At 39.3% G+C, this 14,553-nt stretch carries 7 protein-coding genes; 2 read left to right on the forward strand and 5 right to left on the reverse strand.

All coding sequences use genetic code 11. From position 1 onward, the window contains the following. The first annotated feature begins 71 nt into the window (after positions 1–71). Together ESY88_RS14355 and ESY88_RS14360 are read left to right on the forward strand one after the other, a co-directional pair. Positions 72–2,630 (forward strand): T9SS type A sorting domain-containing protein, encoded by a 2,559-nt coding sequence (locus ESY88_RS14355; protein WP_147087448.1) that lies wholly within the window; start codon positions 72–74, stop codon positions 2,628–2,630. A 794-nt stretch (positions 2,631–3,424) separates the two neighbouring features. Then, positions 3,425–6,817, forward strand: coding sequence for a hypothetical protein (locus tag ESY88_RS14360; protein WP_147087449.1), 3,393 nt, complete (start codon positions 3,425–3,427; stop codon positions 6,815–6,817). Between the two features lie 103 nt (positions 6,818–6,920). Here the strand turns inward: ESY88_RS14360 and ESY88_RS14365 are convergent, their stop codons facing one another. The 5 genes from ESY88_RS14365 to gdhA all read right to left on the reverse strand — a co-directional run bounded on the left by ESY88_RS14365 (position 6,921) and on the right by gdhA (position 14,398). After that, positions 6,921–7,106 (reverse strand): hypothetical protein, encoded by a 186-nt coding sequence (locus ESY88_RS14365; RefSeq protein ID WP_147087450.1) that lies wholly within the window; start codon positions 7,104–7,106, stop codon positions 6,921–6,923. A 279-nt stretch (positions 7,107–7,385) separates the two neighbouring features. After that, positions 7,386–9,800 carry a TonB-dependent receptor plug domain-containing protein gene (locus ESY88_RS14370; RefSeq protein WP_147087451.1) on the reverse strand — a complete coding sequence of 805 codons (2,415 nt, stop codon included), beginning with the start codon at positions 9,798–9,800 and terminating at the stop codon, positions 7,386–7,388. A gap of 18 nt (positions 9,801–9,818) precedes the next feature. Then, a complete protein-coding gene (gene recO / locus ESY88_RS14375; protein WP_147087452.1) occupies positions 9,819–10,538 on the reverse strand; it encodes a DNA repair protein RecO in 720 nt (239 codons plus the stop codon). Between the two features lie 14 nt (positions 10,539–10,552). Beyond that, complete coding sequence (gene porZ, locus ESY88_RS14380; RefSeq protein WP_147087453.1) at positions 10,553–12,925, reverse strand: type IX secretion system anionic LPS delivery protein PorZ; 2,373 nt, start codon at positions 12,923–12,925, stop codon at positions 10,553–10,555. A 129-nt stretch (positions 12,926–13,054) separates the two neighbouring features. Further along, a complete protein-coding gene (gene gdhA / locus ESY88_RS14385; protein ID WP_147087454.1) occupies positions 13,055–14,398 on the reverse strand; it encodes an NADP-specific glutamate dehydrogenase in 1,344 nt (447 codons plus the stop codon). Positions 14,399–14,553: the final 155 nt, after the last annotated feature.

Genomic DNA, 14,553 nt, shown 5'->3' on the forward strand with positions numbered 1-14,553 from the left:
TTAAATAATGTAGGTAACGCCTTTTTTGCCATCTTTGGGGTAACTTAATTTTAAATTAATCCTAAATACTTATGAAAAACTTTACTAAACTCATGATTGCCGGTATTTGTGGCGCATCTTCGATGTTGCCTTCAAGTGCAAGTGCATTTCAAGGTGACTCTCAGGATGGCTGTTATGCCACTGAGGTAGTCGCCTCGAACCAGGGCCTTACCTCAAATGGCGCTGCTGTTCCTGCAAATCGCTCCGATGTAAGCAAAACGCTTATGTCTCCAGACATGTCTAATGCTGTTGGAGGTTTTTATTCTCTCGGTATGGGAGGTAGCATAACCCTTAAATTTGGTGGTGCTGTCTCAAATTCCGATGGTAATGATATTATGATCTATGAGACTTCTTACTCAGGAGACACCTGTGGTGCTTCAGATGACGAAACTGCAATGATTGAAGTATCTCAAGATGGAAGTACTTGGTACAATCTAGGCAACATCTGTCGTGATGGCGGTGTGGATCTTGACGGTTTACCAGTACCATTTGTAACTCAAATCAGAATTACTGACATGACTACAAATAACGGTGATGGTTACGATGTTGATGGCGTTGTTGCCATTGGCGGTTGTGAACCAGTCAGCGATGTTGATCTTTGCTACGGTTCTTCTATTGTAGAAGGAAGCTTTCAGCAAGGCTTGCAAAAAAACAATCAGCCAGTTGCTGGTAATCGTTCTGACGCAACCAAAGCGCTAGGTGCACCAGAACTTATTTACGACCCTAATACCGTTACTTATGTCTCTCTTGGTTATGGAGGATCTATAGTAATTACCTTTGATGGTGTCGTTTATGACGCACCTGGAGATGATCTTGCAGTTGCTGAGACTACTGGCAATAATGCTGGCGCTACTGCTCCTTGGGTAGAAACAGCCGAGGTGTTCGTATCTCAGGATAATGTTATTTTTCATTCGGTAGGTTTTGCCAATAAATTTGAGCTTGCTCAATTTGATATTGCAGATGCTGGTGTAGGTCTTACCTTCATTAGAAGTGTAAAGGTGGTTGATGTAACTCCTATGAGTTCTATTTCTGCTGATGCCTATGATTTAGACGGTATAATTGCTCTAAACGGGTGTTCTCAAGATCCTTCTCAGGATCCTGAAGTTTGTGAGAATTTCGATTATTTCGTTGCAGATAGACAACAAAACGGTGGTATCTTAAAAATTTACGCTGCTAAAATCATTGGAGGAAACGCTGTTTTAACGATGATCACTTCTAGAGACCCAGAAGTCTCTATAGCATATGATGAAGCAAATAATGTGCTTTACGGTATAAATGCCGCTGGAACCTTAATTGAAAAAATCGACCCTATAAATGGCGCTTCTTTAGGTTTTGTTAACATAGCTCCAGGTTTTGGGAATCAAGTATTCTCAGCAGTATTCAAAAATGGTATTCTATACACTGCTTCAGGAAGTCAGAACAGAGTTATTGCAATTGATGTTACAGATGGTTCTTTTACTGAGGTTGTAGCTGATTTACCAATAAATGGTGGTGATTTAGCCTTTATTGGCAATGATCTTTATATTAGCACTAAAGATGGTGACGATTTGTACAAGTTTGTTGGTGGTGTTGCTGTTAATGTAGGATCTGTTCCTGCCAACGTGCACGGTGTGAGTGCGACTCCTGATGGAAACTTGGCTGTAATTGCCAAAAATTCAAATGCAATTCAATTTTTAGATACCAACGGAAACGTTACCAATAGTGTACCAGCGACACTTGACGGGCAGCCATTTACATTTAAGGATGGTGATATGACAGGTGGTTGTAATATTCCATTTAACGCAGATCCAAACCCTTCTGAATGTTACGTTGTAGATTACATGAACTATATCGAAGGAACTACCAAGAATGGTGGTGAGGTTGCTGAAATTAGAACAAATCCAGATATGGTTTTAGGAGAGCCAGAAGGTACAGATGACTACGTGTTCACAACCTTAGGTTACGGAGGAGAAATTACTTTAACTTTTGGTGGAGCGATTCCAAACGTACCAGGACCTGATTTATTCTTTGTAGAAACATCTTTCAACAAGCCATTAGGTTGTGAAACATATCCTGAATATGCAGATGTTTACGTGTCTTTAGACAATGTAACGTATTACATGGCAGGAACTATTTGTAAGTCTGAGGCTACAATAGATATTTCTGACGCAGGTGTTCTTGACTATGTAAATTTCGTAAAAGTCGTTAACAATAACGAGATGTCTACAACCCCAGATGGTTTCGATTTAGATGGTGTTGTTGCTTTGGGAACTTGTGTAGATTTTAATATCGAAGCATTCTTAGCTCAGCAATCATCAGCTTTATTGAGCGCAAACAGCTTAGAAGCTAGGGACTTAGGCTTTATTTCTTATCCAAACCCAACTAGTGGTGTTTCAAATGTAGAGTTTGTAGCTAAGACTAGTGGTAAAGTACTTATTGAGGTGTATGACATTAATGGTCGTAATATCGCTCAAGTATTCAATGGAAATACTTTTGCTGGACAACAGTATAAAGCCAATTTTGACGGAAGCAACCTTGCTTCAGGTTTGTATATCTATAAGATTACAACTAACAACACTTCTATTTCAGAGAAGTTTATCATCTCTAAATAGTAGCAATTAGTTCTTTTTAAATAAATTGAGGCTGCCCTTTTGGGCAGCCTTTTTTATTACTCAATATTTATCTATTAAGCAGTTGGTTCCGTTTTAACCAAATAATATTTTACACCTACTTTAGAATAGAATTATAATTGGATAGCAAGGGAGATCAATACTGTTTTAAGCAATTCTTCATAGGCAATAGCTCAGATTATGGAATATGTTATCTTGGTCATAAACCAGCAAAATAATGATGATTTCAATAAGGCTTAAACTAAATCACTATGGACTTCAAGTCCATAGGTTTTTTGAAACAGACTGAAAGTGTGTTGAATTCGTGAAATGAATAGTATCCCATTGTAAATGCTTTTAGATAGAAAACGGTTTCGTGAAAACCTTGCCTACCGGCCCGGAAGGTTCGTAAAACCGTGGCAAAATATTTTTAGAAGCTAAAGCGAAATGCACTAAAGTACATAGTTTTAACTCTATTTGAGACCAATAAATAGAAGTTAAAGTTCTGAAAGGACTATTGTAAGTAGCTACCACTAGCATAGGTCTCAAGACCAAAATTTCACTACTGTTATAATTAGATGTCTCGCAGTATAACTCTTTGATAAATAGCCTACTTGAAAATTCATTTCATGGTAAAAAGTCACGTTTTAACGACTATTTTTGCCTAATGACTAAAAAATTTTATTACATAAACCCAATTGCTACCTTTATAACATCAATATCAATTTTTTCTCTATTAAATCATACTTAACCAGGCAAGTACCTCTAAAGTATTTGCATTTTTAAATATCATGCTTATGACTTTAACAACTACTAAATTTTCTACGCTAACAAACAGTATACGCTTTACGCTCGTTGCTGTTTTTCTTTTTTTGACTTCTGGTGTCGTGGCGCAGATTACTGCAGCACCAAACAGAGTAATTACCGATTTCGTAGTGATTATTAAAGACCCGAGCGGTGGATTTTCTTCAGGAGATGAAGATACCATATTAGTTCAATTATATTATAAAGGTGAATCCGCCTCACATCAAAATCTATATATTGGTGACGAAACATTCATCAGCGCAAATGAAATGTCCTTTAAAATCAAGACCTCTCTAAATTATGACCAGTTTGGTGATCTTTGGGTTAATAACGCTGATACAGAAATCAATATTGAATATTTGAAGCCAATAAAAAAGACTCTATCTAATAAGAGCAGTGAAAATACTGTAACCCGCATTACAGAGATTTTTACAGATTATAATGTTGGCACATCAAATAATCCTACCAAACCACGCACAAAAGGATTTTGGCGTTCTTCTCAATGGAAAGATGATCAGGGCAATGAAGATCTTAAACCAAATAGCAATCACGACCTTTTAGCTTTTACGTATGATGGTATCACTTATTCAACTGGAGTTAAAGACTCTAGACTTTCAGATAATGAGGTTACTTTTACTCCTCAAAAGTTTAAGGCCTATTCTACAAATGGTGTGCAAGGAAAAATTAAAAGAGAGCATTACCTCATTACCGGTGATGCAGTTGATGGAAATATTTCTACCAATGAAAGTGCTACAATTACGTCTTCAACAATTAAAGGCTTTGGAATCTTTAAATCGATAATTGATGGGGTCAATGGTCTAGATTTGGGAACAGGTATTACCAATTTTAACAAAGACGTCACGGTTAAATTTTTTAGTGGTAATGGTCAAGTAGGAGCAATAAGCGACAATATCCCTGATTTGGTCATCACTCAAATTGCCGATGCTAGTGATGGTAGTTCAGATATATATTATTATGCCGATGAATTTGGAAGTATAGTTGGCAGACCAATACGTCTCGATATTAAAAAGAACAATAACGAAGATGGAGATGGTTTATTAGCAAGATGGCGCATGGATTTGTTTAGTTACTCAAGTGGGAACTTTCAGGGCGCTATTCCCACAGTCTTCGCCACCAATCAAACTGCCACTGAAAAAACTTTAAAAATGGTAGGGCTTCGGCTGGAGGAGTTTGAAATCAATGCTAGCAATATCGATCAGGTCAACAATGTCAATATGGGTGCTGGTGGTAATGCTGACATCGCTTTTTTAGCATATAATAGAGATGCCTTTGATATCAAATCGCCCGTAGCGACCCGTTATCCTGTATCGCAATTTATATGTAAAGTCCCTAATACTTCATCATCAATTACTTTCAATACTATTGCAGATATTGATGGACGCAATGTGCCTATTGAAAGTATCCCAGATAATCAAACACTAACTTACGAGTGGTTTAAGGAGAATACTGCAACCAGTAGTACTGGTTCGCTAACTCCCGCAACAGTTGATGCCCCGTTTACTTTATCTGGCGGTATCACAATCAATGATCTTGGCACCTACAATCTAAAAATCTCCAATAGCTTCGGGACCATAATTTTACCCGTTTCGCTGGAAGAAGGCGGAACACCAGCCATATGGACTGGTGGTCCACAATTTAATTTCCCGCCAGTGTATGCTGCTGCTGGAATTACTCCAAGTGATTCAGACAGAAACTTAATCTTTGCAGCGGAATATAATCCAACCACAGCTGAAAACTTGGAAGGCTGTAATTGCAGAGTGCAGGCAGGTGCGAAGGTTACTATACCCATAGGTAAGACTTTAAAATTATATAGTGAGATTATTATAGAAGAGGAAGTACCGACGGAATATGATACTGATGGTAATGTAATTGCAAATTCGATTCCAGCTGGCACCTTCACCCTAAAAGATGGTGCAAGCCTAATCCAGACCAAAGCGGTTACTACAAATGCAAATTCTGGCACGATCAACAAGGAGCGCACTGCCAATAACCTTAACAAATATGATTATGTGTATTGGTCATCACCGGTAGAAAATTTTAATATTGATGGGATCTCCTCAAATACACCAAGGTATCTGTGGGATCCAGCCGCAAGCAATACTGGCGTAACTGGTGTTTCTGGGAATTATATTTCAGCTGCAGGTTCTAATATGGAAGCTGGAAGAGGTTATATTGTAAGAGTACCAAACACAATGCCAGCATATCCTGAAGCAGGTATATCTGCCACATCAACATTAACTGGCAGGCCTAATAATGGTAATATAACAATTGATATTGTACCTACTTCGGGCACCTATGACTCAACGATAAGTAACTTTAACTTAATTGGGAATCCGTATCCATCAGCAATAGATGCTGATAAATTCTTAACGGATCATGCTTTAACTTCTCAAAAAATTGAAGGGTTTGTTTACATTTGGACTCATAACGCGTCTCCTACAGCTCTAAACAGTCCTTATTATCAAGACTATAATTTGAATTATGGCAATCAATATTTCACGTATAATAATACCGGTTCAAATCCATCGCAAGGTTCAAGCTTTAATGGTAAGATTGCCTCGGGACAAGCATTTTTTGTTCAAGGAATACAGTCATTGACCACATCAGTTCCTCTAACTTTTGAAAATGATTTACGTTTTGATTCTGGCCCTAATTATGACAATAACGATTTTTATAGAAATGCGTCCGCTGATTCCGAAAAACAATTGGTTTGGTTAAACTTGACTAATGCTAATAATATAGCAACCACCGCTTTGATAGGTTATGTGGATGGCGCCACGTATGAAAGAGATGTGTTGTATGATGCCCATATCACAGATGACACATTCTCGCTACATTCTGTTTTAAATGAAACGGTATTAAGCATACAAGGTCGCCCATTACCATTTCAGGAGAGCGATCTAGTGCCTTTAGGTTTTACAATATCTGAGAATGGGATCTATAAAATTGGGATCGATAATTTAAAAGGGGCAGTATTTGTAGATCAAGAACAAGCCCTGTACGTGGAAGATTTATATTTAAATCTGTCTCATGATTTGAGACAATCACCCTATTCATTTACAGCAATCGCTGGCACCGTGAACGATCGTTTTGTGTTGAGATATACAGCCCCAACACTTTCAACAAATCAAGTGACATCTTTAGATACCTTTGCCTTTATCAACAATGGTGTTCTTAAAGTACAATCCTCCCAAGACATTGAAGCAGTACAAATTTACGACCTTACCGGTAAAGCCATTGCCAATTACATCCCAGAAAGCCTCAGCAAACGTTTTAGCAAAGACTTCAATTTTGCAAGAGGGCTCTACTTCGCAGTCATCACGTTGGAAAACGGATTTACTGTCAAGAAAAAATTGCTGAATTAAAATGAAACCCAAACAATAATCTAGGTTTCAAATAAAACTAAAGGTGTGTGCCCCTCGGTGCCATTCCTTTTTTTTTGCTCTTAGCCTTAGCCGAAGTGCATAATTAGACATTGATGCCTGGTAAATATAAACCAAAAAACCATAGCCGCATGTCAAGGTGCAAAATTGAAGACGCAATGTAAAAATCACAAGCGCCATTGCCAATAGCAAAGCTTCTGCCACCAACAAACGGAATCTTATAGGTAATACTTCGTATCCACAGCATCCATTTGCGTGTAGTTTCAACCATTTTTGGAGGATGCGTTTGCTCTTGAAGTGCAATACTGTGGCGACTTAGCAATGCTCAAATGGCTTCGGATAATTTTAAAAAAGACCTTGATTGATTTTTTCGATATTTATGAACACTTCATTTTTTCAAATGTCAACGAAAAAAACATCCATACTTTCTATCAGCCACTAAAAACATCCTATAAGCTTTCGGGATTGTTCTTGAGTCTTGGGGCAACCTGCTGTGAGTCCTGTGGAGCTTAGCGCTCTTAAGCCGTATGCTGAATAGCAACGATTTACATTAAAAACTATAAAGCAATGCCAATATCAAATTGCGCCCCGGGGCGGCAATGCCAGAACTATAGGTTTGGTAGCGTTGATCGGTTATATTCTCTAAAGTTGCACTAATCCTGGCAGTATTGGAAATTTGGTATTGTGTTCTCAAATTCAAAGTGTACCAAGATGCTGCGTAAGGATTTCCGTTAGCATTTGAGGCATAGAGATAGTCCTTAGCAGTTTCAGAGGGAGATAATTGACTAAAGGACAATTCATTATTGAACTCTAAAAAAGCATCGGCCTTAACATCTGTATGCTTCCAAATCAAATGCACATTTCCAAAATAAGGTACCACATGTCTTGCCGGCACTTCCATGCCATTCTCATCTTGCTCTTTGCCTCCAATCACATTGTATTGTGAGGTCAATCTTAAGTCTTCAGTAAAATGCGCTTCCATACCTACCTCAAAACCATAGATCTTTGCTTCTGAAGCGTTTTGCACGGCCTGCACGGTACTCAACTCAGCATCATATTCAATCTGCGTCTCTCCATTTAAACTGAAATCCCTTCTTACCAACGCATTGTCCAAATAGGTGTAGTAGGTGGCCATATCGAACCTAAGAAATTCATTGAAATTAAGCCGGAGTCCCAGCTCCCCGCCATAGGCATATTCAGGTTTTAGGTTTTGGTTGGGCACTACCACAGATCCAGGCTCTGAGTCGAAGATTTTGCCAACATCATCAATATTGGGTGCTCTAAAAGCGGTGGAACCATTTAAACGCCATTGCAGCATGTCGTTGGGAGACCAGCTTATGCCTGCCGTTCCCGTTAAAGCGCCGGTATCGATTTCGGTTTTATCAAAAGGCAGGTTCAAGAACAGATTGTTTTCAGTGAAATCGGCATCAATTAAAATGTGGTTATACCGCAAGCCTGTTTGTAGCACAAAATTTTCCGAAGGTTTAAATTTATAACTGGCGTAGGCTGCAATAGATTGCCAGCTCGACCCATCAGGATAGCGCGATACGGCAGGTAAAGTCACATTGGTTTCAATGTTTTCCGTTTCGCCTTCGGAATGGATTCCGTTATACACATACTCCAAACCATAAAATAAGTAGTGTTGTTGAGTCAACTGCTTTTCAAAGTCAAGATTCATGGAATAGGCATTGACTGCTTCTTCACGACTATTTCTAATTGCGGACTGGAAATCGCGATCAAACCTGCTTTCCTGAAAATTTTGATAGGCCACAGTGGTTTGTACTTTATCATAAAACTGTCTGTTGGCATTGGTCTTGGTAATTTGCAAATTCGCCATAAACCAACCTTGCGGACCGTAATTCCATTCTGCCGCAAGTAACTCGTTGTTCCTAGACCTTATCAAACGGTCGTACCGTGGGTATTTAGAAGTGCTTGTGTAGAAAAGCCCTAAATCGAAATTCAAATCATTCTCAGGTTGGTACCGCACTTTTTGAAGCAAATTGATTTGGTCATAACCAGTTGGCTTTTGCACTCTAGGCTCATTATTTTGTACAATCACGTCCTCGCCATTTTCGGTAACCACGTATTCTGGCCTTAAATAATCATCGGGGCCATGACGTCCCATTCTCAAATCGTCAAAATCGGTATAGCTCACACTGCTGAGAAATGCCCATTTTTTCAGTCCGAAATTAAGATCCAAATGTCCTGTCTTTTCTTGGTTGGCAGTGGCGTATCGCACTACGGCATTGGCACTAAACTGCAAGGTATCATTCTGAGCAAAATTCGGTTTTTTAGTGTAAAAACTCATCACACCACCAATGGCATCGCTACCATACGCTACTCCGCCAGCACCTATGGTGATCTCTGTATTCTGTATTGTAAAAGGATCGACCGATATGACGTTTTGTAGGTTTCCGCCTCTAAAAATAGCGTTATTCATGCGCACACCGTCTACAGTGATCAATAGCCTATTCGCCGAAAACCCTCTTATTATAGGGCTTCCGCCACCCAACTGGCTCTTTTGTATGTACACATTACCGCTGCTTTCTAGTAGGTCGGCACTGGTTTGTGGGTTATCAAAAGCAATATCGCCAGCATTGATATTGACAATGGTTTGCGGAATATCTCGTTTGCGCTGCTCAAATTTTGAAGCTGAAATCAAGACTTGATCCAGACCTTCCAGCTTCGGCTGAAGGTAAACAAGGTTATTTGCTTTGGTTATGTCTGCCTTCCGAAGTTTTAAAATTTTATAGCCCAACGCTTGAAAAAAAAGTGCTTCTGAAGCAGAAAACACCTCCAAATTGGCCCTTCCACTTAAATTACTGGTTACCGTTTTATTTTTTTTAGCGGCATAAATCAACACGCCAGAAATAGGCTCTTGGGTATCCCTTTCCAAAACGGTTATGGTTTGTGCGTACATAGTGGTTATGACCAAAAATAGGATAACCGAGGTTATGTATTTCATTTCAATAGAAATTTTGACTTAATGGAATACTTGATTGAAGATGTCTAGGGATTGTGGTTTTTTAAAACTCCCCAAATGTAGTTCATAATACAACAATAGCATGGTCAAAAAGGATTGTCTTTGCTTGGCATTGAGTTTGACGGTTTCCAGGCTCTCAAAATCAACGAACAGCAATTGTGATAAAATATCAAGATTTTCGCCCGAAATGCTATAAACATCGAGTTTATTAGATTGGAATAGCCCGTTGTTCAAATTGAAATAGCGTTGGTTCACATCGCTAGTATCTGGGTAAAAACCGAGGTGTTTGGTAAGCTCCAACAAAAATAAGAGATGGAAGTTGGAAAATTCCTCTTGTAGATCCAACCATTGCAGAGTGGTCTCTATATAATCAAAGAGTTCTAGGTTTTGCTCTTCTTCCTTTAAGACACTTGACAATACTTCAGAAAGAAACATCACAATCGCTGTTTTTAAGATATTGGTTTGCAGACTTTTATAGACATAGGCGATTTTTACCTCATTGATATACTGCAAAGATTGGTTGGCCTTATAGCTGCTTTCCAGCTCAATTTGGGACAATAGTTGATAATAGGCCGACTTTGAACTCCCTTTTTTGCTTTTTAGAACACCCCTCAATAAATAACTAACAATGCCTTTTTGTTGGGTGTAGCATTTAACAATGAGGTCATTATCCCTATATTTTATTTTGGAAAGTACAATCGCCTTAGTCTTGATAAGCATGGTCGTAGTGTGTTTTACCTAACAATTAGCACTTTTAGGACCTTGGTTTCAAAAGATTCCAAATCTGAAATCAAAATGAGATACACCCCAGTGGCCACGATGTTGCCGCGAAGGTTTTTACCATTCCAGATGCCTGTACCTCCATCTATTGCGAAATTATAACTGGCTCTCGACGATCGTTTATTGATCTGGGATTGTGCTTCGGCCACGAGATTGCCTTCGATATCGGTTATTTTGATGTTAACACTTTCGGTCAAGCCAGAAATCTTAATCCCATTGTTGATATTGTTAAGGTCGTCATAGCCCAATATATCATATTCTGGCCTAACGGGATTTGGATAGACATAAGCATCTTCAAGCGTTTCTTGGGGTTTTGTACCCCCTGATGAGAAAGACACCAGGCCTCTACTTGTCGCAATGTAAACCCTGCCCGACTGCCCGTCAATGGAAATATCTGAAATGGCGTTGGAAGGCAAGGGCGAGTTGTCGGTTGTAAATTGATAAATAGTCTCTTGCCCATCTGGGGAAAAATAAAAAACACCGGAATCTAATGTACCCACCCATTTGTTGTTGGAGCCATCCACTTTTATGTCTGAAATAAATTGTTCAGAAAGTAACTCTGTAGGAATTCCATCTTCAAGAATCACAATTTCACTGACTCTAGGGTTAGGGTCGTTTACAAAGCCAGAGGTATTGAAAAGCACTCTAAGCCCAAAGTCGGTTCCAATCCACAATTGCCCTCTATTGTCTAAGGCCACGGCTCTTACTGTTGGCGATGGCATGTTCTGTTCTTCGGAAGACACTTTATTAATTTCTGAGGTATTTGTGTCATACCCAATTACCCCGTTACGATAAGAAGCGACCCAAACTGTACCGTTGTTGCCAACATCTAAATCGCCAAAACCCAATTCATTATTTACAGATGAAGGGATAAGCTCTGTAAAATCAAAGCCCCTCCACTGCCCGGTCGCAGGATCGTAGGATTTTAAGGGCCTATCCACCAAGGAGGTCAAGGTCCATAAAAGGCCGCTACGGTCAAATTTTAAATCGGAAACTCTTATACTCACAAAATTTGGGGAATTAGGAAGAACCAAAGACTCCAACCCGCTATTGGTTCTATTGTAGAGAATGGTTGGCACTTCAGAATTAATTTCTAAAAGCCCATCTTGAAAGGAACTCACGAAAACTTGGGACGGCTTAAATGGGTTTATGGCAATATCACTCAAATTGCGCGCGCCAAGTAGGCTATCAAAAGGGATGTTTCGCCAAACGCCATCTCTCAAATGACTAAGCCCCCTACTGTTGAAAGGGCCTGGATTGTAGGAGATTGTATATTCCCCGTAGGAAAGCCACAACTCATTATCTCCTGCCTCAATTTTAAACCCTTTGTTACTAGAGGGTCCCTCTGGCTTGATTGAGACATAATCAAAAGGGGCGGCAAGGCTGGTTTTTAAAACGCCAAATGCTTTGGTGCCAATAAAGAGCTCATCATCATTGAGCGATGCTACGGTAAATTTGGCATCAAATTGAGCATTGGGCACAGCATTGGCCAATAGATTGAAATTGCTATCGTAAACAAACACTTGATTGTTTAAGGTGACCAACAAATATTCTTCTACAGATTTCACATCTAATGGCGACGAAAGGTAAGTGGTTAAGGGGCTGAGATTATCTGAAACAATTTTGAGAATGGTATTATCCAGGCGCTGTGTATATATTTGATTTTGAACCGTTACTATTGCTCCAAAACTACCGCTGGCTATGCTTGTCCACTGTTGGAAATCAATTAGGTTTGGATTGGACAAGGCGGCTTTTCTAACACCATTATTTTGACCGCAAGCTGCATATATAAACCCATTGGCCACCGTAGTTTGGTTGATGTTGATTTGCGCACCACCAGTGCCAATAAAATAAGTATCGCCAAACTGCAAAAGATTTAAGTCATAAACAGAAATGCCATAATCGGTTGAAATATAAACCAACCCATCAACTTCATTAAAATGATTGATGATTTTCCGGCTAGGGCTTATGGTTTGTTTTTCTAATATATCCACAACAGAAAGAATGGATGCATCATTTTGAGAATAGACTTCCATCAATCCTGTTTCATAACCAATAAGCAATAGATCAAAGGCTTCGCTGTAATAAAGGGTTGAGATGGTTTCGCCAGACAAGCCTTCGATGGTTGTGATGGTCTGGATTTCATTACTAAGAACATCATAACTAAAAATTGCATTTTCGGCAGCAGCGTAAATTTTATCATCGCCTGACGCTATTGCTCTAATTTCAGAATAGGAAAAATAGCCTTCCCAAAGACTTGAGAAATCTTGCGCTTTAACTTGAATAGAAATAAGAACCAAAAAAGTAACTGCAATCTTTTTGATCATGTTAGGTTTTGTTTATGCCAAATATATTTATTACTAACGAGAATTAAGTGCATATCATATAGACATGAACAAAAAAAAAGAGCTTTCAGCAAAACCGAAAGCTCTTTTTTTTTCAATTGGTTTTTTGAATTACACCACACCCTGGGCCAACATGGCATCGGCTACTTTTACAAAGGCCGCAATATTGGCGCCTTTGACGTAATTGACATAGCCGCTATCATCTTTCCCGTATTCTACACAGGCATTGTGAATATCGTCCATGATTTGGTGTAGTTTTTCGTCCACTTTTTCAGATGGCCAGCTCAATCGCAACGCGTTTTGGCTCATTTCCAAACCCGAAGTGGAAACACCACCAGCGTTGGATGCCTTACCAGGCGCAAAAAGCACTTTTGATTTATGAAAAACCTCAATCGCATCTGGAGTGCAAGGCATGTTGGCGCCTTCAGCAACAACAATGACTTTGTTATTTACCAGTGTTTCGGCTTCTTCTTTATTCAATTCATTTTGAGTGGCACAAGGTAAAGCAATATCACAGTTTACACCCCAAGGGCGCTGACCTTCATGATAAGTGGCAGATGGATATTTATCCAGATACTCGCTAATCCTTCCGCGTTTTTCGTTTTTGATATACATGATAAAAGCCAAACGATCGGCATCAATACCTTCAGCATCATGTATAAAGCCAGAACTATCAGACATAGTCAATATCTTGGCGCCATACGCTATAGCCTTTTCACAAGCGTATTGCGCTACATTTCCTGATCCAGAAACGCAAATGGTCTTTCCTTCAAGCGTATCGTTTTTAATGGCCAGCATATTCTTTACAAAATAGACGCAACCATAGCCTGTAGCTTCAGGCCGTATTAAAGAACCGCCATAGGCAATCCCCTTACCGGTCAAAACACCTGTAAATTCATTTCTTAAACGTTTGTATTGCCCAAACATAAATCCAATCTCACGAGCGCCAACGCCAATATCACCAGCAGGCACATCGGTATCTGGACCTATGTGTCTGGCAAGTTCAGACATAAAAGATTGGCAAAAACGCATGACCTCATTGTCGCTTTTTCCTTTAGGGTCAAAATCTGCACCTCCTTTACCTCCACCCATCGGGAGTGTAGTCAACGCATTTTTGAAGATTTGCTCAAATCCCAAGAATTTTAGGATGCTCAAGTTGACAGAGGGATGAAATCGCAAACCTCCCTTGTAAGGCCCTATGGCCGAATTGAATTGCACTCTAAAGGCTCTATTCACTTGAATCTTACCTTCATCATCCAACCATGGTACTCTAAAAATAATGCTGCGCTCTGGCTCAACTATGCGTTCCAATATCATTTTACCCTGATACTTTGGGTGTGCTTCGATAAATGGAATTATAGTTTCTGCAACTTCGTGCACTGCTTGCAAAAATTCTATCTCATGCGGGTTCTTTTGTTCGACGCTTTCCACAAAAGCCTCTATTTTGTTTTTCATGTACTCAAATAATTAAGAATCAACGTTGTTTTTCGAACCACAAAGATACATTTTCTTTAAAAAATACGACGATTAATTTAATATTCCCGTTAAACAACATAGCGTTTTAAACACAGTATCGACATGACAATCAAAAATTTATCCTACATATTTAG

The organism is Subsaximicrobium wynnwilliamsii (assembly GCF_007997225.1).
GTDB classification, from domain to species: domain Bacteria; phylum Bacteroidota; class Bacteroidia; order Flavobacteriales; family Flavobacteriaceae; genus Psychroserpens; species Psychroserpens wynnwilliamsii.

Coding starts and splice junctions, on each gene's coding strand:
- ESY88_RS14355 (WP_147087448.1), top strand. CDS start 72: ATGAAAAACTTTACTAAACTCATGATTGCCGGTATTTGTGGCGCATCT.
- ESY88_RS14360 (WP_147087449.1), top strand. CDS start 3,425: ATGACTTTAACAACTACTAAATTTTCTACGCTAACAAACAGTATACGC.
- ESY88_RS14365 (WP_147087450.1), bottom strand. CDS start 7,106: ATGGTTGAAACTACACGCAAATGGATGCTGTGGATACGAAGTATTACC.
- ESY88_RS14370 (WP_147087451.1), bottom strand. CDS start 9,800: ATGAAATACATAACCTCGGTTATCCTATTTTTGGTCATAACCACTATG.
- recO (WP_147087452.1), bottom strand. CDS start 10,538: ATGCTTATCAAGACTAAGGCGATTGTACTTTCCAAAATAAAATATAGG.
- porZ (WP_147087453.1), bottom strand. CDS start 12,925: ATGATCAAAAAGATTGCAGTTACTTTTTTGGTTCTTATTTCTATTCAA.
- gdhA (WP_147087454.1), bottom strand. CDS start 14,398: ATGAAAAACAAAATAGAGGCTTTTGTGGAAAGCGTCGAACAAAAGAAC.